24 protein-coding genes are annotated in these 22,422 nt (G+C 38.8%); 5 read left to right on the top strand and 19 right to left on the bottom strand.

Going from position 1 to position 22,422, the window contains the following annotated elements:
* Positions 1-134 precede the first annotated feature (134 nt).
* The 5 genes from ACFCYJ_RS12000 to ACFCYJ_RS12020 all read right to left on the bottom strand — a co-directional run bounded on the left by ACFCYJ_RS12000 (position 135) and on the right by ACFCYJ_RS12020 (position 5,215).
* The gene (locus tag ACFCYJ_RS12000; protein ID WP_376074167.1) at positions 135-2,579 is read right to left on the bottom strand and encodes an ATP-dependent Clp protease ATP-binding subunit; all 2,445 of its coding nucleotides are present in this window, start codon (positions 2,577-2,579) and stop codon (positions 135-137) included.
* Complete coding sequence (mcsB, locus tag ACFCYJ_RS12005) at positions 2,569-3,678, bottom strand: protein-arginine kinase McsB (RefSeq protein ID WP_376074168.1); 1,110 nt, start codon at positions 3,676-3,678, stop codon at positions 2,569-2,571. The genes ACFCYJ_RS12000 and mcsB overlap by 11 nt, the downstream gene beginning before the upstream one ends.
* On the bottom strand, positions 3,675-4,223 hold the full coding sequence (locus tag ACFCYJ_RS12010; RefSeq protein ID WP_376074169.1) for a UvrB/UvrC motif-containing protein: 549 nt from the start codon (positions 4,221-4,223) through the stop codon (positions 3,675-3,677). Before ACFCYJ_RS12010 ends, mcsB begins: the two co-directional genes overlap by 4 nt.
* Before the next feature lie 14 nt (positions 4,224-4,237).
* On the bottom strand, positions 4,238-4,708 hold the full coding sequence (locus tag ACFCYJ_RS12015) for a CtsR family transcriptional regulator (protein WP_053596026.1): 471 nt from the start codon (positions 4,706-4,708) through the stop codon (positions 4,238-4,240).
* A gap of 201 nt (positions 4,709-4,909) precedes the next feature.
* Positions 4,910-5,215, bottom strand: coding sequence for a magnetosome magnetite crystal formation protein family (locus tag ACFCYJ_RS12020; protein ID WP_376074170.1), 306 nt, complete (start codon positions 5,213-5,215; stop codon positions 4,910-4,912).
* Positions 5,216-5,337: 122 nt separating this feature from the next.
* Between ACFCYJ_RS12020 and ACFCYJ_RS12025 the strand changes: the two genes are divergently transcribed.
* Together ACFCYJ_RS12025 and corA are read left to right on the top strand one after the other, a co-directional pair.
* A complete protein-coding gene (locus ACFCYJ_RS12025) occupies positions 5,338-6,021 on the top strand; it encodes a class I SAM-dependent methyltransferase (protein WP_376074220.1) in 684 nt (227 codons plus the stop codon).
* Positions 6,022-6,291: 270 nt separating this feature from the next.
* Positions 6,292-7,251, top strand: coding sequence for a magnesium/cobalt transporter CorA (gene corA, locus ACFCYJ_RS12030; protein ID WP_376074171.1), 960 nt, complete (start codon positions 6,292-6,294; stop codon positions 7,249-7,251).
* Positions 7,252-7,423: 172 nt separating this feature from the next.
* On the opposite strand, the gene ACFCYJ_RS12035 is transcribed toward corA, so the two are convergent.
* Complete coding sequence (locus tag ACFCYJ_RS12035; RefSeq protein ID WP_376074172.1) at positions 7,424-7,633, bottom strand: hypothetical protein; 210 nt, start codon at positions 7,631-7,633, stop codon at positions 7,424-7,426.
* Between the two features lie 305 nt (positions 7,634-7,938).
* On the opposite strand from ACFCYJ_RS12035, the gene ACFCYJ_RS12040 reads away from it, so the two are divergent.
* Positions 7,939-9,249 carry a protoglobin domain-containing protein gene (locus ACFCYJ_RS12040; RefSeq protein ID WP_376074173.1) on the top strand — a complete coding sequence of 437 codons (1,311 nt, stop codon included), beginning with the start codon at positions 7,939-7,941 and terminating at the stop codon, positions 9,247-9,249.
* 48 nt (positions 9,250-9,297) lie between these two features.
* Here ACFCYJ_RS12040 and ACFCYJ_RS12045 read toward each other — a convergent pair whose 3' ends face one another.
* From ACFCYJ_RS12045 to adh, 6 genes are all read right to left on the bottom strand, one after another.
* Complete coding sequence (locus ACFCYJ_RS12045; protein ID WP_376074174.1) at positions 9,298-9,777, bottom strand: acyl-CoA thioesterase; 480 nt, start codon at positions 9,775-9,777, stop codon at positions 9,298-9,300.
* A 67-nt stretch (positions 9,778-9,844) separates the two neighbouring features.
* Positions 9,845-11,272: an aldehyde dehydrogenase family protein gene (locus ACFCYJ_RS12050; RefSeq protein WP_376074175.1), complete on the bottom strand. Its 1,428-nt coding sequence runs from the start codon at positions 11,270-11,272 to the stop codon at positions 9,845-9,847.
* A gap of 42 nt (positions 11,273-11,314) precedes the next feature.
* Positions 11,315-12,277: a DUF4003 family protein gene (locus ACFCYJ_RS12055; protein ID WP_376074176.1), complete on the bottom strand. Its 963-nt coding sequence runs from the start codon at positions 12,275-12,277 to the stop codon at positions 11,315-11,317.
* Positions 12,258-12,485, bottom strand: a complete 228-nt coding sequence (locus ACFCYJ_RS12060) for a hypothetical protein (RefSeq protein WP_376074177.1) — start codon at positions 12,483-12,485, stop codon at positions 12,258-12,260. The genes ACFCYJ_RS12055 and ACFCYJ_RS12060 overlap by 20 nt, the downstream gene beginning before the upstream one ends.
* 457 nt (positions 12,486-12,942) lie before the next feature.
* On the bottom strand, positions 12,943-13,302 hold the full coding sequence (locus ACFCYJ_RS12065) for a DUF779 domain-containing protein (protein WP_376074178.1): 360 nt from the start codon (positions 13,300-13,302) through the stop codon (positions 12,943-12,945).
* Positions 13,303-13,323: 21 nt separating this feature from the next.
* Positions 13,324-14,844 carry an aldehyde dehydrogenase gene (adh, locus tag ACFCYJ_RS12070; protein ID WP_376074179.1) on the bottom strand — a complete coding sequence of 507 codons (1,521 nt, stop codon included), beginning with the start codon at positions 14,842-14,844 and terminating at the stop codon, positions 13,324-13,326.
* 345 nt (positions 14,845-15,189) lie between these two features.
* Between adh and rluF the strand changes: the two genes are divergently transcribed.
* On the top strand, positions 15,190-15,891 hold the full coding sequence (gene rluF / locus ACFCYJ_RS12075; RefSeq protein WP_376074180.1) for a 23S rRNA pseudouridine(2604) synthase RluF: 702 nt from the start codon (positions 15,190-15,192) through the stop codon (positions 15,889-15,891).
* Between the two features lie 153 nt (positions 15,892-16,044).
* Entirely contained in the window at positions 16,045-16,170 is a 126-nt protein-coding gene (locus tag ACFCYJ_RS12080) for a hypothetical protein (RefSeq protein ID WP_376074181.1), read from the top strand.
* A 116-nt stretch (positions 16,171-16,286) separates the two neighbouring features.
* Here ACFCYJ_RS12080 and ACFCYJ_RS12085 read toward each other — a convergent pair whose 3' ends face one another.
* The 7 genes from ACFCYJ_RS12085 to ACFCYJ_RS12115 all read right to left on the bottom strand — a co-directional run bounded on the left by ACFCYJ_RS12085 (position 16,287) and on the right by ACFCYJ_RS12115 (position 22,157).
* Positions 16,287-16,787, bottom strand: a complete 501-nt coding sequence (locus ACFCYJ_RS12085) for a cupin domain-containing protein (RefSeq protein WP_376074182.1) — start codon at positions 16,785-16,787, stop codon at positions 16,287-16,289.
* A 336-nt stretch (positions 16,788-17,123) separates the two neighbouring features.
* Positions 17,124-17,285, bottom strand: a complete 162-nt coding sequence (locus tag ACFCYJ_RS12090) for a hypothetical protein (protein ID WP_376074183.1) — start codon at positions 17,283-17,285, stop codon at positions 17,124-17,126.
* A gap of 40 nt (positions 17,286-17,325) precedes the next feature.
* Positions 17,326-18,033, bottom strand: coding sequence for an ABC transporter ATP-binding protein (locus ACFCYJ_RS12095; RefSeq protein ID WP_376074184.1), 708 nt, complete (start codon positions 18,031-18,033; stop codon positions 17,326-17,328).
* On the bottom strand, positions 18,033-18,812 hold the full coding sequence (locus ACFCYJ_RS12100; protein ID WP_376074185.1) for an ABC transporter ATP-binding protein: 780 nt from the start codon (positions 18,810-18,812) through the stop codon (positions 18,033-18,035). Before ACFCYJ_RS12100 ends, ACFCYJ_RS12095 begins: the two co-directional genes overlap by 1 nt.
* Positions 18,812-19,747, bottom strand: coding sequence for a branched-chain amino acid ABC transporter permease (locus ACFCYJ_RS12105; RefSeq protein ID WP_376074186.1), 936 nt, complete (start codon positions 19,745-19,747; stop codon positions 18,812-18,814). The genes ACFCYJ_RS12100 and ACFCYJ_RS12105 overlap by 1 nt, the downstream gene beginning before the upstream one ends.
* 13 nt (positions 19,748-19,760) lie before the next feature.
* Positions 19,761-20,636 carry a branched-chain amino acid ABC transporter permease gene (locus ACFCYJ_RS12110; protein ID WP_376074187.1) on the bottom strand — a complete coding sequence of 292 codons (876 nt, stop codon included), beginning with the start codon at positions 20,634-20,636 and terminating at the stop codon, positions 19,761-19,763.
* Positions 20,637-20,933: 297 nt separating this feature from the next.
* Entirely contained in the window at positions 20,934-22,157 is a 1,224-nt protein-coding gene (locus tag ACFCYJ_RS12115) for an ABC transporter substrate-binding protein (RefSeq protein WP_376074188.1), read from the bottom strand.
* Positions 22,158-22,422: the final 265 nt, after the last annotated feature.

Here is a 22,422-nt window from a genome sequence, read left to right on the forward strand (position 1 = left end):
TATTGTACATAAAAAAGGACAGCTTGGCACTATAGCCTTGCTGTCCTTTTCAAATGAAATGTTTACCCCGCATGAATGTGCAGTAATTTATCTGTACCGAAAGCGAAGGTTCACTTTATCGTATGATATGAAGATTATTTAGAAGTAGATACTTCCTCTTTTTTCTTCACAACAAACTCATTATTCACGTAATCAATGATTACTTGGTTACCCTTCTCTACATTGCCTTTCAGTAGTTCTTCCGATAAACGGTCCTCTACTTGTTTTTGTAATGAACGACGTAGTGGGCGAGCACCGTATTGAGGATCGTAGCCTTCCTCTGCAATTTTTTCAAGAGCCGATTCCGTTAACTCTAACGAAATGTCTTGCTCTTTCAGACGTTTTGTTAAAGCATTCGCCATCATCGCTACGATTTCTTTTAAATGTTCTTTTTCTAGTGAGTGGAAGACGATCATTTCGTCGATACGGTTTAAGAACTCTGGGCGGAATGCTTTTTTCAATTCCTCGAGCATTGTACCCTTCATATCTTTATACTTCGTATCCGTACTACCTACATTGAAACCAAGGTTTTTACGATATTTTAAAGCGTCCGCACCAACGTTGGATGTCATAATAACAACTGTGTTGCGGAAATCCACCACTCGACCTTTAGAATCTGTTAAACGGCCATCTTCAAGTACTTGAAGTAAGATATTGAAAACATCTGGATGAGCCTTCTCAATCTCATCTAGTAATACTACAGAATATGGTTTACGACGAACCTTTTCTGTTAGTTGACCGCCATCATCAAAGCCTACATAGCCAGGAGGTGAACCAACTAAACGTGAAGTCGAATGTTTTTCCATGTACTCTGACATATCAACGCGAATCATTGCATCCTCGTCGCCAAACATAACTTCCGCTAATGCTCTAGCAAGCTCTGTTTTACCAACCCCTGTAGGGCCTAAGAAAATAAATGAACCAATTGGTCGTTTCGGATCTTTCAAGCCAGCTCTTGCACGACGAATTGCGCGAGAAATTGCCTCTACCGCTTCTCCTTGACCTACAACACGTTTGTGTAACTCTTCTTCAAGTTGTAATAACTTAGAAGATTCTTCGGAAGCAATTTTTGATACTGGAATTCCAGTCCACATAGATACTACCGCTGCTACATCATCCACTGTCACTTTTGATTCAGCCTTACCTTGCTCTTCCTTCCAATTTTTTCTCGTAGTTTCAATTTCATCTTTTAGCTTTTGCTCTGTATCTCTTAAAGATGCTGCCTTTTCAAATTCTTGACCAGAAACGGCTGCATTCTTTTCAGAGCGTACATTTTCCAATTTATCTTCAAGCGCTTTTAAGTTTGGTGGTACCGCGAATGAACGTAAGCGTACTTTAGAACCCGCTTCATCAATCAAGTCAATCGCCTTATCTGGTAAGAAACGGTCAGAAATATATCGGTCACTCATTTTTGCTGCCGCTTCAATTGCTTCATCTGTAATTTTCACACGGTGATGTGCTTCATAGCGATCACGTAAACCTTGAATAATTAGGATCGCTTCTTCTACAGTCGGCTCATCAACTTGAATTGGTTGGAACCGGCGCTCTAATGCCGCATCCTTTTCAATATATTTGCGATACTCATCAAGTGTTGTCGCGCCAATACATTGAAGCTCGCCACGTGCTAAAGATGGTTTTAAAATATTTGACGCATCAATGGCACCTTCTGCACCGCCTGCACCGATCAATGTATGCAGTTCATCGATAAATAAAATAACATTACCTGCTTGGCGAATTTCATCCATTACTTTTTTCAAGCGATCCTCAAATTCACCGCGATATTTTGTTCCAGCAACAACTGTCCCCATATCAAGTGTCATAACACGTTTATCACGAAGAATTTCTGGCACTTCATTATTAATAATTTGCTGCGCTAAGCCTTCAGCAATAGCTGTTTTACCAACACCTGGCTCCCCGACTAATACAGGGTTATTTTTTGTACGGCGAGATAGAACCTCGATAACACGTGTAATTTCCTTGCTTCGACCAATGACTGGATCTAAAGTACCTTCACGAGCAATTTGCGTTAAATCACGAGCAAGGCTATCCAATGTTGGTGTATTGGCAGCCTGTGCAGCTTGTTGACCAGATTGAGCATTGTCGTTATTGCCTAATAACAATAGCACTTGCTGACGAGCCTTATTCAATCCGACACCAGCATTATTTAATACGCGAGCCGCTATCCCTTCACCTTCACGAATAAGCGCCAATAGTAAATGCTCTGTTCCAATATAGGAATGACCTAATTTACGTGATTCATCGACTGATAGCTCTATTACTTTTTTAGCTCGAGGTGTGTAGTGGACAATTGGGCCAACATCCTCTTTCCCCTTCCCTACAAGTTCTTCAATACCCGCTTCAATCATTTGAGGGCTAATATCAATGGCTTCTAATGCTTTTGCAGCAATACCGCCACCTTCACGGATAAGCCCTAAAAGAATATGCTCTGTTCCAATTGATTCGTGCTTCCAACGAATTGCCTCTTCTTGTGCAAGCTGTAATACTTTTTGTGCGCGTTGTGTAAAACGATTAAACATCAAATGAATCCTCTCCTTTTCCCCGAATAATAGGCTTACTCACATTTTCTCGAGACAGTGCCTCACGAAGCATTTCAGCCCGTACGCGATCTCGCTCAGCAGGCGGCAAAACGTCCCCTGCGTAATTCTGTAAAAATCCAGGTTGCATACTGACTACACATTCGTTTAATTTAGTCGCTTTAATACCTTCAATTAACTGTAAATCTACGCCTAAACGAACATTTGATAGACAGGTAGCGGCTTCCTCACTCGTTAAAATTCGAGCATATGTTAACGTACCTAAAGCACGGTACACACGGTCTTCTAGAGCAAGTTCTGCTTTTTCCATTAACTTGCCTCTTGCATGCCGTTCTTTTTGAATTATTTTTTCAGCGACACTTTGGATGTCCGCTAAAATGTCATCCTCTGTTTTTCCTAGTGTAATCTGATTTGACACTTGGTAAACGTTACCTATATTTTCGCTACCTTCTCCATATATTCCTCTTACCGTCATTCCTAATCGTGTCATTGCATTAATGATTTGATTCATCTGAGCCGTGAGTGTAAGGGCTGGCAGGTGCATCATGACAGATGCTCGCAAACCAGTACCAATATTTGTTGGGCAACTTGTTAAATAACCAAATGTATCTCGGAATGCATAAGGCAAAGCTTTCTCTAAGGTACGATCAATTTTATTGGCCTGCTCGTATGCCTGTTGAAGTTGAAAACTCGCTGTCATACATTGAATGCGTAAATGGTCTTCTTCGTTCACCATAATGCTAATTGATTCGTCATCAGATAAGAGCATGGAGCCAACTTGCTCTTTTTTTGCAAGCTGAGGACTAATTAAATGTTTTTCTACAAGTATTTGACGTTGTAAAGGCGTTAAATCCTTAATAGCAAAATATGAATAATTTTCTTGAAGTTCTGTACTGTCCTTTATTGCATGTGTAACTGCCTGTTCTACATGTAATGCTTCATCCTCTGTAAAAGCTAATGGAAAACGATAACCATCTAAATTTCGAGCAAGGCGAATGCGTGTACTAATGACAATATCTGAATAATCATCCTCCACACTCATCCATATTGGTGTAGCACGCTCTAAAAACGATTCAATCATCACGACACATCACCACCTTCAAATTGTACCTGCTTCTCAAGTTCCTTCGCTTCATCGCGAAGCTTAGCTGCCTCTTCAAATTGTTCTTTATCTACAGCAAGCTTCATACGTTTACGAATATCCTCAATTTGCTTTTTGATGACATAAACATTGCTTCGAGCACCGGGCATTTTCCCTATATGTTGAGGCCCAGCCTGTATGCGGTTAAAGAGCTTCGGTAAGTGCTCGCTAAAGGTATCATAGCAGCTAGGGCATCCAAATTTGCCTTCTTTTAAAAACTGCTTATACGTAAATCCACATTGTGGACATGTTTGCGGTTGTGCTGGTGCCTGCTGTTTTTCACCCACTTTTTGTTGCTGCCATGAAGGTGAGCCAAACCAATTAGATAATAGCTGTTGAATAGATATTGGCTCTTGCTTAAATTCAGCATGAAATGGATGGAACTGCGAGGCGCAGACGTCACAATAATGGTGCTCCACCTTTTGACCACTTTGAACTTGTGTTACGGTAACTGTCGCATTACGCTGCTTACAATGTTCGCATATCATTTCCATCACCTCTTTTATTTTTGCTGTTCATATTTAATCGTTGTTAGCATCGCTCGTAAAATTTTTGCTCGAATATGATCCCGTAACGGGAGTTGCAAATCAATAGTTGAACGATCAACTGCTGCTAATATTATTTTCGCTTCTCGCCTTGAAATTACCTGCTCATCAATTAGTCGATAAACTAAATCTTCTGCCATTGTTTGCGATGCCCCACCTTCTATTTGCCTAAGGACATCATCGATTAGATCAATTTGTGAATTCGCGCGGACACGTAAAATTCGAATGTATCCACCACCACCACGTTTGCTTTCAACAAGGTAACCTCGTTCGGCAGTAAATCTTGTATTAATTACATAATTTATTTGTGAGGGCACGCACTGAAATTTATCTGCGATTTCACTACGTTTTATTTCAATATGCCCTTCTCCACCTAATTCAAGTACTTGCTTTAAGTAGCCTTCTATGATGTCTGATATATTACGCATTTTAGGAATACACCTCGCTTACTACACTGACTTTGACTATCTTTGACTTTCTTTGAGTATATTATACAAAACGCTTGAAAATAATTGCAATTATTTCGCACACAGAAAAAATCCACCGAATGCTTTAACTATAAGATACCCTTATCGGCAAAAGAAAAAACGCAAGCATATGCAACTAGCATATACTTGCGTCTATAAAAATTATACCCAGCGACCAACAATTGGATAACGCCAAGGCTCATCAGATAAAGCCTTCACAATACCGATAATTGGTACGATAACATACATAATGCCGAAAGCAATCACGAACGGTATACCAATGAGCAGGAAGCTTAAAATACCCGAAATTGTAAGTAATGCTCCAATGACAATTTGGAATAATAAAGCTTGCACAGAAACACTCTTTACCTCTTCATCCGAGCCAATCAAGAAAAATATAATAGGTACTAACCATGGCGCAAAAAATGCACTTGCGTGTATGATTACCTTAGACCATTTTGTTTCCATTTATATCAACCCTTCCATATAATTTTTTAGTTTATGTACTACTTTTTACGAAACTACCCCTCAAATAGTTTCAAATATGAATTGGCTTTATTAAAATTTTTTTGAAAGGCATGTGATACTTGATGGAATTTAATAACACACTTGCAAATGAATATGAAAAAGGTATTCGTCGTACGCTACCAAGCTACGATGCAATGCTGCGTTTAACACAAACCTTTTATCAATCTGCATTACCTGAGAACGCTGAATTTTTAGTAATTGGTTCCGGAAGCGGTAATGAAATTTTACAGCTCGCTGAGAAAAGACCTCATTGGTCATTTGTTGGCATCGATCCATCAGAAGCGATGCTACAAATAGCTAGCGAACGTTTAAAATCTCTACCTAATAATATTTCTTTATATCAAGGAACTATACTGGATACTAAGCCGTCTTCAGTAAAATTTGATGCAGCAAGCTGTGTACTAGTGCTTCATTTTATAAAAGATGATCAAGAGAAGCTTGCAACATTAAAAGAAATAGCAAATAATTTAAAGCCTGATGCTCCATTTGTGCTCGTCTCAAAATACGGGCAGCCAGGTTCCTTAGAAACCGAGCTACAATTTAATTTATGGCGTGCTTATTGGCTACAGCATACAAAGCTCTCACCATCAGACGTAGCGGAAATGGAGAAATCCATCCGTTCTCTTTCATTTATGTGTGAAGAGGACATTTTATCACTATTACAGCAGGCAGGCTTTACAAAACCATCTAGATTCTTTGCCACTACTTTATTTGGCGGTTGGATATGTTATAAAGAAAGCGTATAACTTCTTTCAGCAAATGTCTTTTGTACCGAAAGCGTAGCGACAGGTACAGGTGTCCAAACACCCGCTGAAATAGAGGAACTCAGCCTAAGAACACCACGTCCTGTGGCATTACTGAAATGACCGACATCGTGTCAACCCTCGTGCATGCCTAACCACAAAGCCGATTCTGGACGCAATTATGCCGAGGCATAATTGATAACTTAAGGCATTCTTTCATGTGAAGATCAATACACCTGTTAGGATAGAATTAAAAGAATTGAGGTGAATGCTGTGATACGCACATTTGGAATTACAAAAGACCAAAAACTTATAAAGGAATTTCCGCTTGAAGATATACACAAAAACGAATTTGAATGGTACTGGGTCGATTTTAATTGTCCGACCGATGAGGAAGAATTACTGTTAGACACATTTTTCCACTTCCATCCACTCGCTATAGAAGATTGTTTAATGCGTTTACAGCGGCCAAAGCTCGATTTTTATGATGATTTCCATTTCTTTGTTATTCAAAGGATGAACGAAGAATTAACATCTGAGGAAGTAAATATTTTTGTTTCTAATAAATATATTGTCACATTCCACAAAAATGTAGCACCGGAAATAGATCGAGTACAAAAGATGTTAGAAAAACAGCCAAAGAATTGGGAACGTGGCACAGTGTATTTAACGTACCAGGTAATCGATAAAATCGTTGATAGCTATTTCCCACTTGTCTATAAAATTGAGGATCATTTAAATGAACTTGAAGATGAGCTTACCTACCAAAGTAACCCCAATGCCATGAAAATTGTATTTGAATTCCGTAGTGATTTGCTCGATTTAAGACGCACCATTTTACCAATGCGTGATTTATTATATCGTATCCTTAACTCTTACCGATTTTCTCTTAAAAAATCAGAACGTGCTTATTTCGGAGATATTTACGATCATCTACTAAAACTCACCGAAATGATCGAATCTAACCGCGAGCTCACTGCTGATATGCGTGATAGCTATATGGCGATGAGCTCTAGTCGCATGAATGGCATTATGATGACCTTAACAATTGTTTCAACAATCTTTATTCCTCTAACATTTATTGCCGGTGTTTATGGAATGAATTTTGACTATATGCCCGAACTACATGGGAAATTTAGCTACTTTGTCGTACTCGGAATTATGATTCTTATCGCTTTATTTATGTTGGCAATCTTTAAACTTAAAGGTTGGTTCAATTTATTTAAAACTTAAAAGTAATCGTTTATCCTTGAATATTAACATTACAATCGGGATCACAGGAACGGAGTGACGAGAAGATTGAAGCCAAGCCACGGAAAGTGTCCCTCGGCTTGGAAATCCACCAATTATTCTTTTGTCGACAAGCTGAAGGCACCTTAGAGATTTTCTAAGGTGCCTTTCACTGTTAGTAAGGACCGCGGTCATCAACTTTATCTTCACCTTGCTGTGGAAATAAAAAGTATGCAAGCACCCCAGATACTAATGTTGCACAGATAGTAATTAATAGTTGATCTAAGTTTGGTACTTCAGCATAGTAGTTTCTTAACATGTAAACCGACCCAATTGCTACAATTACCATAACCGGAATGACAAATTTGAAACGTTTCTTCTCCATATAATACCTCCTCAAAACTATTGTTACGTTCAAGCTAAACAGTTCGTATTTTACAGGTTTCCTATTTCAAATTCAATTTACCTATTACCTTTTTAGTAGTCTATTTCATGACTTTTAATTGACAATCATCTGTAATTGATAAAAAAATATAGAAATAAACTAAAATTTCAACCAAATATAGTACAAAAAATAGTAGAATATATTAAATACTATATATTCCGCAAATTAACGACCCAAGCAATTTAATAGGTATTTAGTTTACTATTCTATACATAATACGGACTTAAGAAATGGAGCAAACAACGATGAGTTGGTTTACAAAAAAGAGCGATTCTAGCTACTCAATTACATTAACACCTGAAAATTATAAGAGCAATGTACAATTGGATGTATCAAACCATCCAAAACTTCAAAAACAGTTACAGCTTTTAGATTTAACAATTGAGGATTTAGCCATCATTAAACAACTACAGCCTTTAGCTAAGGATTTAGTTCCTGAAATGGTGGATCAATTTTATGCAGCCATTAGTTTGAGCCAAGATTTGTTAGAAATTATAAACAGAACGTCACAAATCGAGCGTTTAAAAGTTACTTTACATAAACATTTGAGTGATATTTTTGAAAGTCGTATTAATGACTCTTATATTAATGAACGGAAGGCCATTGCCGAAACCCATGTTCGAATTGGTCTACAATCAAAGTGGTATATCGCCTCATTCCAATCGTTAACAGCTACCTTTACACGCTTTACAGATGAGTTAGATATATCAAAACATGATGCAATTCGTGCTATCAATGCCTTCTGCAAAATCATTAACTTTGAACAGCAGCTTGTAATCGAAGCCTATGAAAAAGAAGAGGAACGCATTCGTGCAGTAGACGGTGAAACAAAACATGCACTTGTTACTACCATTCAAAAAACGGCAGAGGAACTCAATGAGATTAGTGAAGAAACAGCAGCTTCTTTATTAGTCATTTCCTCTCAAACAGATGATATCGCAGTAGCTACTAAGCAAGGCTTAAGCTTTGTTGCTGATACACAGGAAAAATCCAGACGTGGACAGCAGCAGCTGCAAGATCAAAATGATTTAATACAGGTAATTTTACAAAGTGTAAACAGCCTCGAAGTTACGATGAACCAGTTACGCACATCTTCTCAAAAAATATCGGAAATTGTAGGACTGGTCACAGGAATTGCCGATCAAACGAACTTATTAGCACTGAATGCTTCTATCGAGGCAGCCCGTGCAGGTGAGCATGGTAAAGGCTTTGCTGTTGTTGCAGAGGAAGTTCGTAAGCTTGCTGAGGAAACAAAAAATGCTGTACAAAATGTTTCCCATCTCATTAAAGAAACAGAAAGTAATATTACAACCATGTCGACTTCGGTTATTAACGTTGATCAAAAGATTCAACATAGCGTAGATACACAAAACAGTTTATCTAAATCGTTTAATGATATCGCCGATGCTGTTTCTGGAATTCAACAGCAGTATGTAAATACATCAAGAGATATTTCTGCAATCTCTAATTTGATTACCGAACTGTCACAAGGTGCTACACTTGTTTCTTCTTCTTCCGATTCACTTATTAACGTGGTAAATGAATTAAAAATGTAAGCACGAAAAAGGGAAACTGACAGTATACGTCAATTTCCCTTTTTATTTTTAATGCGGTAATTCCCGTTTTTGTTTACGATGTTCTCTTCTTGCAGGGCCGGTTTCAAACAGACGTTTTTCAGCATCTGTTTCAGGATAAATTGCAGGAACTGGCTTAGGTTTTCCGTCATCATCTACTGCAACCATCGTTACAAAGGATTCCGTCGTTAACTTTTCCTCACCAGTTTCAATGTTTCGTGAAATAACTCGAACATAAACTTCCATTGAAGAACGTCCCGTTGACGAAACAATACTTTCAATTTCTAAAATAGCCCCTACATGTGCTGCCGATAAAAAATCAACTGAATCAATAGAGGCTGTGACTACATGCCCTTTTGCATGCTTCATTGCTGTAATAGCAGCAATTTCATCAATATACGCTAACACTCTTCCACCGAAAATGGAGTTGTGATTATTTGTATCTGGCGGTAATACGAGACGCGTTTGAACTGTACGTGACTGACCCATCGGTATTGCGTTGTTTGTCATAGTTCTTGCAACTTCCCTTCATGAATGTTCTTTCGCCATCGTATCGTAGAAAAAGTGCTGATGCAAATTAGAATGATTTTTTCATCGTAATAAATTTCATATCTGTCATTTCTTCGATTGCCCACTTAATGCCTTCGCGTCCGTAGCCACTCATTTTTACACCACCATATGGCATATTATCAACCCTGAATGTCGGAATATCATTAATCATAACAGCACCTGCCTGTAATTCATCCGCTGCTTGTAATGCATCTTGTAATACATTCGTATATATTCCAGCATTTAAGCCAAGCTCCGACTCATTCACTAGTCGAATAGCGTCGTCTAATGTTTCATATGAAACAATTGAGACGATTGGCGCGAATGTTTCCTGACAAACAATTTTCATATTCGCCGTCACATTCGTCATTACAGTCGGCGTTAAAGTACGCTCCGTAAATGTTCCTCCTGTAGCAACTACCGCACCTTGTGACTTGGCTTCCTCAATCCATTGACGCATACGTTCAACTTCTTTTGGGTTAATCATTGCACTAACATCAGTATTTGTATCTAGTGGATCACCTACCACTAATTTCTCCGTCTCAGCTACAAATGCCTTTGTAAATTCATCCATAATAGATGCGTGCACATAAATACGTTGTAAGGAGATACAAACTTGTCCAGCAAAATTAAAGGCACCACCGACACAGCGCGAAATAATTTTATCAATCGGTGTCGATGGCTCGACAATTACAGCTGCATTGGAACCAAGCTCTAAAGTAACTTTACGCAAACCTACCTTTTCTTTAATGCCCAATCCAACCTTACCGCTTCCCGTGAATGTTACTTTTTTCACAAGCGGGTGGGTCACAAGTGTATCACTTAGCTCCCCACCGCTACCTGTCATAATTTGAAGCGCGCCATTAGGTAGACCCGCTTGCTGGAAAATTTCCGCCATCACGATAGAACTTAATGGCGTTTGCGTCGCAGGCTTTAATACGACCGTATTTCCAACTGCAAAGGCAGGACCTAATTTATGTGCCACTAAATTAAAGGGAAAATTAAACGGTGTAATGGCTGAAATTACACCTAGAGGTTCTCGCTTTGTCCAGCCAATACGATCTCCTGCCCCAGGTGCAGCATCCATCGGTACCGTTTCACCCTTTGCTTGCTTAGCTCCCTCTGCGGCAAATTGATAGGTTGCTATTGTACGTTCTATTTCGGTTAAACCTGCTGATATTGGTTTACCTGCCTCTAAGGCTAAAATTTCAGCTAATTCCGCTTTACGTTGGCGCATGATGTCGACCACTTTATATAATATTTCGGCACGTTCGTAGGCTGTTGTCTTTTTAAACGTTTGGAATGTCTCCTGTGCACCTTCTATTGCTCGTTCAACATCAGAAATTGACGCCTTAGCTATCTTTGCAATAACCTCACCACTATAGGGTGATTTCAGTTCATATGTTTCCTTTGCATTCTGCCACTGGCCATTCATCCAAAGCTTTGTTTCCTTCATCCTTCAAATGCACCTCCAAAAATCAAGTTCTTCCTTATTTTATCACGAAGAGCTTGATGCTACAGCTGCTGCACTAACTGCTGCTAACATTGCTGCCTGTTGTGCTTGAATTAACAATTCAATGGATGACATGATTGACATTGATAAGGATTGTTGTACCTTTGCCATATCATAAATAGCAATTTGCGTGGCCATAAATAACACGAATTCACGATGCCATTTTAAAAGTTTCAGATCCTTTAACTCATGATATAAATCAACAATCTGTTGAAGCTGTGCTTGATTCACTTCAAGGATTGCTAAAAAGCCCAGTAATGGATAGTGCATCGTCTTGACCTTTACATCCTGATTTTTTAGTGTGTCACGGATCGTTACAACATTAGGCACTAACTTATTATCATATTGAGGTGATAAAAAAGTCAGTACTTGCGATAGCCATTGAAGCTCATTACCTGCATTAAAACTATATGTACGTAATTCTTTATAATAACGATTCATTGTTTCTGCACGTAGCTCAGCGTCGTCAGATGGGCTACTTAACAATACGGCATAGGGAATATCATCGTATGATGTTAAAAAACGATGATGTTTGCGAATTGCGTCAAATAATGCACGTGCTGCCTGTGCATGTGCACGTTTCTCACTTTCCTCTTCCGTTAAAAACTGTGCTCCTATAAAACTAAAATTCCCACTTCTAAATTTGGCTTCCTTCATTATGCAAACGTTAGTCAGCAAATTTTTTACTGCTTGTTCTGTATCCTCTTGCTCCATCAAATTTGCAGCAATACTATAACCTACCGTTGTTCTTAACGGAGATGACCATGACGTTTGCTTTTTCATTTCTTGTAATACTTTTTTATATTTAACGGAATCAAAAGGTTTCCCGGATGCCACATATTTGCTAGCGATTGCCAACACAATTTTACGATCAACCGTCCGACCAGCAGCCTTTGAGACATCCTCCACTGTATTTGTAAACTGATTTTCAATCATAACAAAGTCCATGTTTAACACGCTCCTTTTCCATATTTACGTAAAAAAACAAAAAAGGATTCATCCATTTTGACTCATCGCCATAACGAGGGGTTGATTTCCGTTCCGTCTGGGAGCTTTGTTGCTGTCGCTTCGCTTTCGCACAGTTAAAACATTTGTTGCTGTCGCTTCGCTTTCGCACAGTTAAAACATTTGTTGCTGTCGCTTCGCTTTCGCGCAAAGCAAAGCTTCCTGGGGGCGTCCGATGAGCCGATGTTGGTCACGAAGGCGTTATCACAGGACATAATGGTTTTAGCCTTCGTTCCTCTATTGCTGATCCCCAAGGAGTCGCCCAGCCGGAACGAAGATCAACTTTTATACATGATATACAAATGTCATACCCACCTTTTAGTCGTGAATCTCGATTTTGTAACAGATAACCTATAAAGTAACATTAATGTAATGTGCGTGTTACTCAATATGAGTGGTTTAATAGAAATAATTAAAAATGAATGGCGGAGCTGACACTGATTGAAATGACCAATAGAAAGTCATATTCAAAGAAACCCAACCAGATCGATTACAATTATTTTTGATATTACGTAACTCTCCAAGAAATATAGCCTTACATACATTCTCCCAGAAAAATTAACATAGAAAAACAGCGGCAATATTTTTTGCCGCTGTCACTAAAGTCTTTAAATTAACTCTAATTCTTTTAATTCCTCAGCAGAAAAGGCTCTTGATCTTGTTAAAAACCTCTTACCTTCAACGCCTTCCAGTGAAAACATGCCACCTCTACCATCGACAACGTCCAGGATTATTTGTGTATGCTTCCAATAGTTATATTGATTTTTATGCATGTAGAAGGGAGCATCACCAATCTCTCCAAGGCAAACATCCTGATCGCCTAATAGTAAGTCTCCCTCTGGATAACACATCGGCGAGGAACCATCACAGCATCCACCTGATTGATGAAACATAATGGGCCCATGCTTTTCTTTCAATAATTCGATTAGTGCTAGCGCTTCTTCTGTTGCTAAAACACGCACGACCACGCACATGCACCTCCATACTAATTAGAAGAAACCAAGTTTGTTTTCGCTGTAGCTAACTAATAAGTTTTTCGTTTGCTGATAATGCGCTAACATCATCTTATGGTTTTCACGACCAACACCCGACATTTTATAACCACCGAACGCTGCATGTGCAGGATAAGCATGGTAGCAATTTGTCCAAACACGACCTGCTTGGATACCTCGACCGAAGCGATAAGCTGTATTCATATCACGAGTCCATACACCTGCTCCTAGACCGTATAATGTGTCATTTGCAATTTCTAATGCTTCCTCTTTTGTTTTAAATGTTGTTACAGCAACAACTGGCCCGAAAATTTCTTCTTGGAAAATGCGCATTTTATTATGTCCTTTGAAGACAGTTGGTTTAATGTAGTAGCCATTTTCAAAGCCTGCTCCTACACTGTTTTTCTCTCCTCCAATTAGACATTCAGCACCTTCTTGCTTACCAATATCTAAGTAAGAAAGGATTTTTTCCATTTGCTCACTCGAAGCCTGTGCTCCCATCATCGTATTCGGATCAAGTGGATTCCCAACTTTAATCGCTTCAACACGCTGTAGGACGCGCTCCATAAATTTATCGTAAATAGATTCTTGGATTAGTGCACGAGAAGGACATGTACATACTTCACCTTGGTTTAAAGCGAATAATACAAAGCCCTCAACTGCTTTATCTAAAAAGGCATCATCTTCATCCATAATATCTTCAAAGAAGATGTTTGGTGACTTGCCGCCCAATTCTAATGTAACAGGAATAAGGTTTTGTGAAGCATATTGCATAATTAAGCGACCAGTCGTTGTTTCACCAGTAAAAGCAATTTTACCGATGCGTGGATTCGATGCTAGCGGCTTCCCTGCCTCTAAACCAAAGCCATTGACAACATTCAGTACACCTGACGGCAATAAATCTTCTATTAATTCAACGAGCACCATAATCGAAGCTGGCGTTTGCTCTGCAGGTTTCAATACTACACAGTTTCCAGCTGCAAGTGCAGGTGCTAGCTTCCAAACAGCCATTAATAACGGGAAATTCCAAGGGATAATTTGACCTACTACCCCAATTGGCTCATGGAAATGATAAGCGACTGTATCATTATCGATTTGGCTTACCGCGCCTTCTTGTGCACGTAAAGCCCCCGCAAAATAACGGAAATGATCAATGGCAAGAGGGATATCTGCATTTAATGTCTCACGTACCGCTTTTCCGTTATCCCATGTTTCGGCAACGGCTAGCTTTTCTAAGTTTTGTTCTATGCGGTCCGCAATTTTAAGTAAAATGTTTGCACGCTCTGTTGGAGATGTTTTGCCCCATTCTTCTTTCGCGGCATGTGCTGCATCAATTGCAAGTTCAATATCCTCAGCAGTAGAACGAGCTAATTGTGTAAAAACTTGTCCAGTAACAGGTGTGACATTATCGAAGTATTGTCCTTTCACTGGAGGTGTCCATTCCCCACCAATGTAATTTTCATATTTCTCTTTGAATTGAACTACCGATCCTTCAGTGTTTGGAAATGCATAAACCATTTTACTTCTCCCCTTTACACAAAATAATGAGAAAATATTCTACAAATATCGTCATTTTATATCGAAATAACAATATTTTCATAGATACCCTCTTACACAATATATTGTCAGAAACGAAAAATAATTTCAACTTTTTTAAATTTTTTTCGAATCAATACTAAAAATCTAGTTTTATTAAAAAAGTAGGTTGGTATGAAAGCATATGGAACGAAGTATGAACGACGAGAAGGCCAGCGGAAAATGGTTTCCTAGAGAGGCTATATTTATCAGAAAAGCCTCAAGGATTCACGGTGAGACCAACTATAATGTATACTTAAAAATAATATAAATGTATAGGAGAACAGTATGCGGATTAATAAATATTTAAGTGAAACAGGTATTGTATCTCGTCGAGGCGCAGATAAATGGATAGCAGAAGGTAAAGTAACGATTAATGGTGAACTTGCTACAGTCGGCAGTCAGGTTGAGACTGGTGACATGGTTTGTGTTGATGGAAAAGAGGTAAAAAAAGAAGAACAGCTCGTTTATATTGTCTTAAACAAACCAGTAGGAATTACAAGCACAACTGAACGTCATATAAAAGGAAATGTCGTTGATTTTGTTAATCACCCCCTTCGTATTTTCCATATTGGACGACTAGATAAAGAGTCAGAAGGGCTATTATTACTGACCAATGATGGGGACATCGTTAATAAAATTTTACGTGCAGAAAACCATCATGAAAAAGAATATATCGTGCAAGTTGATAAACCTATTACGGAACAATTTATAAAGAAAATGGGCGCTGGTGTAGATATTTTAGATACTACAACCCTACCTTGTTATGTTGAAAAAATATCTGATAAAGTCTTTAAAGTCGTTTTAGAGCAAGGTTTAAACCGTCAAATACGTCGTATGTGTTCGGCACTTGGCTACTCCGTTAAGCGTCTACAACGCATTCGTATTATGAATATTAAGCTTGGCAATTTAAAGGTTGGACAGTGGCGCGATTTAACAGATAAAGAACGAACAGAACTATTCAAACTACTTAAATACACACCAAAATAAAGCCGTTTAAGGGGATGGGACTATGCTGTCAATTCAAAGTACTGAGCAGTTAACCGGAGCACGTATTAGCGGTGATTTTTGGATAACGCCTTCGTGACCAACATCGTGTTGCTGCCGCTACGTTACACTACGCTTTCGCACAAAAAACATCTGTTGCCCCAAGCGGCTCATCGGACGCCCCAGGAAGCTTTGCTGCGAAAGCGAAGCGTCAGCAACAATTGTTTTATCTGTGCGAAAGCGAAGCGTCAGCAACAAAGCGCCCGCCAGAACGGAAATTAACCCCTCTTTTTGCCGAAGAGCCATACCTTATTAAATTTGACAACTTAATTTCATTGATATAATCATTTTTCAATGGCATGAGCCGTCTCAACTGATTTGAGACGGCTACTTTTCTTCTATTCTTGAATTGTCGTGTAAGCCATTTTTCGAATAACTTCCTCGTGCTGTGGATAGTCAGTTAAAAGCTCATCCTGTGTAAATAATTCGAAGTCTTCAAAATCAAAGCCTGGTGCAACCATACAGCCCACTAAACTAAATGTATCTGCATCCTCTACGGATGAGCCAAATATAGTATTTTTCGATACTGCTATTTGTGGTACTTCTCCTGCTTCAACATTTAATCCTAGCTTCTTCGCCTCATATGTACCATCTGGGAAAATCATATGGACCGTTAACGGACTGCCAGCATGATAATACCAAAGTTCGTCCGATTTCAAACGATGCAAATGCGATATATCCCGTGAACGAAGTAAGAAATAAATACTCGTATAAATTGGTCTCTGCACATCTCTTACAGTCATATCCTCAGCTGCTCTAAATGAGGATATATAATACCCTCCCTCTGGATGCTCTGTTAAATTTAATTTCTCAATAAAATATTGTGCTGAATACTTCATAAAATATCACTCCTTTCGTCCACATTACCAAATAATAAACAACGAATGCTACTGCTATTTCGTCACTTTGATAAGTGTATCCGTCGTTTTGGCCATTCTTTCCGTCACCTTGACTGTTCTATCCGTCGTTCTAGCCTTTCTTTCCGTCTCTTTGACTTCTTTCCGTCGCTTTGATCATTCCTTCCGTCGTTTTGCCCTTTCTTTCCGTCACCTTGACTGTTCTATCCGTCGTTCTAGCCTTTCTTTCCGTCTCTTTGACTTCTTTCCGTCGCTTTGATCATTCCTTCCGTCGTTTTGCCCTTTCTTTCCGTCACCTTGACTGTTCTATCCGTCGTTCTAGCCTTTCTTTCCGTCGCTTTGACTTCTTTCCGTCACTTTGATCATTCCTTCCGTCGTTTTGCCCTTTCTTTCCGTCACCTTGACTGTTCTATCCGTCGCTCTAGCCTTTCTTTCCGTCGCTTTGACAGATCTATACGTCTGTTCACTCTCTGCGCTCATACAAAAAAAGACGCCTCGAAAATTGAGACGCCTTCTCCTTCTATAAACCACCTAAATAAGCTGCCTTTACTTGTTCACTCTCTTGAAGCTCTTTTGCTGTGCCTGATAATACTATACGTCCCGTTTCAAGTACGTACGCACGATTTGCTACTGATAAGGCCATATTCGCATTTTGCTCAACAAGCAATACGGTTGTACCCTCTTTATTGACTTGCTCAATAATATTAAAAATATTTTTTACCATGAGTGGCGCAAGTCCCATTGAAGGTTCATCCATTAATAACAATTTCGGTTTTGCCATTAATGCTCGCCCCATCGCTAGCATCTGTTGCTCACCACCAGATAATGTACCTGATTGCTGTTTACGACGCTCCAAAAGACGTGGGAATAATTCATACACATGATCCAGATCTTTTTTGATACCAGCTTTATCGTTACGGAGATATGCTCCAAGCTCTAAGTTTTCTTCAACAGACATATTGGCAAAAACACGACGTCCCTCTGGAACATGTGAAATGCCTGATTTTACAATTGTCTGTGCAGCCTTCCCTGCGATAGAAAAGCCTTCATATTCAATGATGCCACCCTTTGGTTTTATTAAACCTGACAATGTTTTTAATAATGTACTTTTACCAGCACCGTTTGCACCGATTAACGTTACGATTTCACCCTCATTTACTTCTAAAGAGAGGCCCTTCAATGCTTGAATGTTACCGTAAAATACATCTATATTTTGTACTTTTAGCATTAGCTGATAACCTCCTCACCAAGGTACGCTTCAATTACCTTTGGATTGTTGCGAATTTCTTCTGGTGTCCCATCAGCGATTAATTGACCGTGATCGAGCACATATATACGTTCACATATCCCCATAACTAAGCTCATATCATGCTCAATTAGAAGAATGGTTAAGCCAAATTCTTTACGAATAAACGCTATTAATTCCATTAAATCATGTGTCTCCTGCGGGTTCATCCCTGCTGCTGGCTCATCTAATAAAAGCAGCTTAGGATTCGCAGCTAGGGCACGCGCAATTTCTAATCGGCGCTGCATTCCATAAGGTAAATTTTTCGCAAGCTCATCCTTATAAACATCTAAGCCAAAGATTTTTAGGAACTCTATAGATTGAAGCTCCATTTCTGCCTCACCTTTAAAATGGTTCGGCAAGCGGAAAATAGAAGACCACATGGAATGCTTTGCAAGTGAATGGTTCGCTACCTTAACATTATCTAAAACAGATAGCTCTTTAAATAAACGAATATTTTGGAATGTACGACTAATACCTTTTTGTGTTACTTGATAGGGTGCAAGCCCGTTCAATTTTATATCGTCAAATGTAATCGTGCCCTCAGTTGGCTTATACACTCCGGTAAGCATGTTAAAACTTGTTGTTTTACCAGCACCATTAGGCCCTATAAGACCTACTAGCTCACCTTGATTTAGGTACATGTTAACGCCCTGTACCGCCTTTAAACCACCGAATTGAATGCCCATGTTTTCCACATGGATAAGAAGGTTTCCAGTCATTATTTTGTACCTCCTTTTTTACCAAACTTAAATAAATCCGTAACTTCTTTTGTTCCCATCAAGCCGGTTGGACGGTACAGCATGACGACTATTAATACTAAACTATAAATAATCATACGTGTTTCTGGGAAGTTTGCTAGATACGCTGAGACTACTGTTAAGAAAACCGCAGCTATGACAGACCCTGAAAGACTTCCTAAGCCACCAAGAACTACATAGATTAAAATATCAAATGATTTTAAGAAACCGAAAGTTGTCGGTTGAATAATGTAAAAGTTATGTGCAAAGATGGCCCCTGCAAGACCGGCAAAGAAGGAACCAATTGCGAAAGCTACAACTTTATAGTAGGTTGTATTAATCCCCATTGCGTCTGCCGCAATTTCGTCCTCACGAATCGATATACATGCGCGTCCATGACGAGAATTCGTAAAGTTTGAGATGACTAGAATTGTTAGAACAACACCTATGAATGCATAAGTCCAGTTTGATAAATATAGAACCTGCATCCCTGCCGCGCCACCAACATAGTCCGTATTTAAAAAGATAATACGTATAATTTCCGCAAAACCAAGGGTTGCAATTGCTAAATAGTCACCCTTTAAACGTAATGTCGGAATACCTACGATTAAACCTGCTACCGCTGCTGCTAGTGCTCCTAAGAAAATAGCTAATGGGAACGGAAGCAATAGCTTAGTTGTAATAATTGCAGAAACATATGCTCCAACTGCTAAGAAGCCGGCATGCCCAATCGAGAACTGACCAGTAATCCCAATAACAATATGCAAGCTGACCGCAAGCATGATGTTAATACACATTGTGATCAACATATTTTGATAGTAAATATCGAGAACGTTTGTTGAAATAAGGATTTGAACAACTGCATAGATGACTAGCGCTAATACGCCATAGCCCCAGAAAACTTTAGACTTTTTCATAATTACCGCTCACCTACACTTTCTCACGGGCATTTTTACCAAAGATACCCGATGGTCTGAAGATTAAAATTAAAATTAAAATAACGAATGCCGCTGCATCGCGCCATAAAGAGAAACCAAGTGCACTTACTAATGATTCCACTACACCTAGTAACATACCGCCAACCATGGCACCAGGAATAATACCAATACCACCAAGTACTGCAGCGATAAACGCTTTAACCCCTGGAATAACACCCATTAATGGATCTATTTTCGTATAGTAAACACCAAAGATAACACCTGCTGCACCAGCTAGAGCTGAACCAATTGCGAATGTTGCTGAAATTGTATTATCTACATTAATGCCCATTAAACGTGCTGCATCTGCGTCATGAGAAACCGCACGCATCGCTTTTCCGATTTTTGTTTTATGTACGATGAATTGTAAAAGAATCATCAGTACAATTGCGACAGATAAAATTAATATTGATGTACTACTGATTTGAACACCGAAAACATCAAATGATTTATTAGTAATGACTTCAGGATATGCCGCCGGTTGCGCACCTCTGAAGTAGATCGTTGTATATTCAATTAATAGCGATACACCTATTGCCGTAATTAAAGCTGCAATACGTGTGGCATTTCGCAAACGCTTATAAGCAATACGTTCAATTAAAACACCAAAAATTGCACAGACCGCCATCGCCAATAATAGTGCTGGGAAGAAGCCAAGCTCCCATTTAGCAATTGCATAAAAGCCAATAAATGACCCAATCATGAAGACATCGCCGTGGGCAAAGTTGATTAGCTTAATAATCCCGTATACCATCGTATATCCTAGCGCTATTAATGCGTAGATACTACCTAGTGAAATACCATTCACAAGCTGCTGTATCCATTCCATGAGCGTTCACCCCTTCTTATTTTTCGAAAATTACAAAAATAGAACTTCCTACTACATGTTATTACTGAAAATAGAGTAAATTGTGTCCTCTTAAAAAATTTTTTTGCATGGTCTATCAATTTCACCCTGGCGTAATTGTGTACGGAGACTATATTTCCATTCAGTAGATGTTTGGACACTATAAAGAAACCAGATCCGCATTCATCTCACCACCTTCAATAGCGGGAGTCTTCACTGAATGAAGTTAAAATATAAAAAGGAAGGCGTGTTTACCCGCCTCCCCTTGCTTAGAAAACATTAAGGATTAACTTTAGAGTTGAACACTTGTTTACCGTCTTTAAATTCAAGAACTGTTGCTGTTTTAATTGGATTATGTTGTTTGTCAACTGAGAAAGTACCTGTTACTAAAGAAAGATCTTTTGTGCCAGCTAAAGCATTTTTAATAGCTTCTCCATCTGTAGAGCCCGCTCGCTTAATAGCATCAGCAATGTAGTAAACTGTGTCATAGCCAAGTGCATTGAATGCATCTGGTGCTTTATCACCGTTCGCTGCTTTAAACGCTTTTACGAAATCTTGAATTTTTTGATCTGGGTCTTCTGCAGAGTAGTGGTTTGTGATGTACGTGTTATTCAATGCTTTCGCACCAGCTAGTTCTACTAAAGTTGGTGAATCCCAACCGTCAGCTCCCATCAATGGAACATCGATACCCATTTCACGTGCTTGTTTAACAATTAAACCAACCTCTTCATAGTATCCTGGGATAAAAATAAAGTCTGGTTTAGATGCTTTAATATTTGTTAATTGTGTACGGAAATCAGTATCCTTAGCCACATACGCCTCTTCTTTTACAACTTTCCCACCATTTTTAGTGATTGTTTCTTTAAATGATTTCGCTAAACCTTTTGCATAGTCAGATGCGTTGTCCGCAAAAATAGCGACATTTTTAGCTTCCAATTCACTTGAAGCGAAGTTTGCAGCCACAATCCCTTGGAATGGGTCAATGAAACAAGTACGGAATGCGTACTCGTTAACGCTATCATCAGCATTTACTGTAATGTTAGGAGCAGTACCAGAACCCGTAACAATTGGGATTTTATTACTGTTTGCAATTTGAACAGTAGCAACTGTATTACCAGAAGTTGCTGGGGCTAGCATTGCTACTACTTTATCTTGTGTTGCTAGTTTAAGAGCTGCTGCAGTAGCCTCTGAGTTTTCAGACTTGTTATCTACTTTAATAAGATCAATTTTTTTACCGTCGATTCCGCCATTATCATTAATTTCTTTCACTGCAAGGTCTGCACCTAGACCAATCGAAGAGCCATAGGAAGCTACGTTACCTGAAAGCTCTAAGTTTGCACCGATTTTAATAGTATCACCGTCAGAAGAACCGCCACCGCCTGATGATGATCCTCCTCCTGAACTTGAACTATCTCCGTTACCACAGCCTGCAAGAACGCCTGCAAGTAGTGAAGATGCAACTAGAAGTGAGCCAAACTTTTTAAGCTTTTTGTTCTCTCTCATAATTTTATTCCCCCTGAGTTTTTTCAAATATTAGATATTTCTGATAATTATAAACAATCCACGGCATTTCCTCAATAACAAAAATAACCAAAGTTATAATTTATAACTATTTAACAGTGAATCAAACTATTATTCATTTAAGCCTTTTATATTGTAAAACATTCTTTATATTTAGTCTAGAGTGATTTTTCAGTATAATTAATAATTTATGAATTTTCTATTAATTGTCAATAAACATTAATATAAAACTATTATTTTTTTCGAA

This window comes from Lysinibacillus sp. NPDC056232 (assembly GCF_042267565.1).
GTDB lineage: Bacteria > Bacillota > Bacilli > Bacillales_A > Planococcaceae > Lysinibacillus.

What these genes read in the sequence shown, in the direction of transcription:
- ACFCYJ_RS12010 (WP_376074169.1), bottom strand. Translation starts at nt 4,223, where the DNA reads ATGATATGCGAACATTGTAAGCAGCGTAATGCGACAGTTACCGTAACA.
- ACFCYJ_RS12015 (WP_053596026.1), bottom strand. Translation starts at nt 4,708, where the DNA reads ATGCGTAATATATCAGACATCATAGAAGGCTACTTAAAGCAAGTACTT.
- ACFCYJ_RS12020 (WP_376074170.1), bottom strand. Translation starts at nt 5,215, where the DNA reads ATGGAAACAAAATGGTCTAAGGTAATCATACACGCAAGTGCATTTTTT.
- ACFCYJ_RS12025 (WP_376074220.1), top strand. Translation starts at nt 5,338, where the DNA reads ATGGAATTTAATAACACACTTGCAAATGAATATGAAAAAGGTATTCGT.
- ACFCYJ_RS12035 (WP_376074172.1), bottom strand. Translation starts at nt 7,633, where the DNA reads ATGGAGAAGAAACGTTTCAAATTTGTCATTCCGGTTATGGTAATTGTA.
- ACFCYJ_RS12040 (WP_376074173.1), top strand. Translation starts at nt 7,939, where the DNA reads ATGAGTTGGTTTACAAAAAAGAGCGATTCTAGCTACTCAATTACATTA.
- ACFCYJ_RS12045 (WP_376074174.1), bottom strand. Translation starts at nt 9,777, where the DNA reads ATGACAAACAACGCAATACCGATGGGTCAGTCACGTACAGTTCAAACG.
- ACFCYJ_RS12050 (WP_376074175.1), bottom strand. Translation starts at nt 11,272, where the DNA reads ATGAAGGAAACAAAGCTTTGGATGAATGGCCAGTGGCAGAATGCAAAG.
- ACFCYJ_RS12055 (WP_376074176.1), bottom strand. Translation starts at nt 12,277, where the DNA reads ATGGACTTTGTTATGATTGAAAATCAGTTTACAAATACAGTGGAGGAT.
- adh (WP_376074179.1), bottom strand. Translation starts at nt 14,844, where the DNA reads ATGGTTTATGCATTTCCAAACACTGAAGGATCGGTAGTTCAATTCAAA.
- rluF (WP_376074180.1), top strand. Translation starts at nt 15,190, where the DNA reads ATGCGGATTAATAAATATTTAAGTGAAACAGGTATTGTATCTCGTCGA.
- ACFCYJ_RS12085 (WP_376074182.1), bottom strand. Translation starts at nt 16,787, where the DNA reads ATGAAGTATTCAGCACAATATTTTATTGAGAAATTAAATTTAACAGAG.
- ACFCYJ_RS12090 (WP_376074183.1), bottom strand. Translation starts at nt 17,285, where the DNA reads ATGAGCGCAGAGAGTGAACAGACGTATAGATCTGTCAAAGCGACGGAA.
- ACFCYJ_RS12095 (WP_376074184.1), bottom strand. Translation starts at nt 18,033, where the DNA reads ATGCTAAAAGTACAAAATATAGATGTATTTTACGGTAACATTCAAGCA.
- ACFCYJ_RS12100 (WP_376074185.1), bottom strand. Translation starts at nt 18,812, where the DNA reads ATGACTGGAAACCTTCTTATCCATGTGGAAAACATGGGCATTCAATTC.
- ACFCYJ_RS12105 (WP_376074186.1), bottom strand. Translation starts at nt 19,747, where the DNA reads ATGAAAAAGTCTAAAGTTTTCTGGGGCTATGGCGTATTAGCGCTAGTC.
- ACFCYJ_RS12110 (WP_376074187.1), bottom strand. Translation starts at nt 20,636, where the DNA reads ATGGAATGGATACAGCAGCTTGTGAATGGTATTTCACTAGGTAGTATC.
- ACFCYJ_RS12115 (WP_376074188.1), bottom strand. Translation starts at nt 22,157, where the DNA reads ATGAGAGAGAACAAAAAGCTTAAAAAGTTTGGCTCACTTCTAGTTGCA.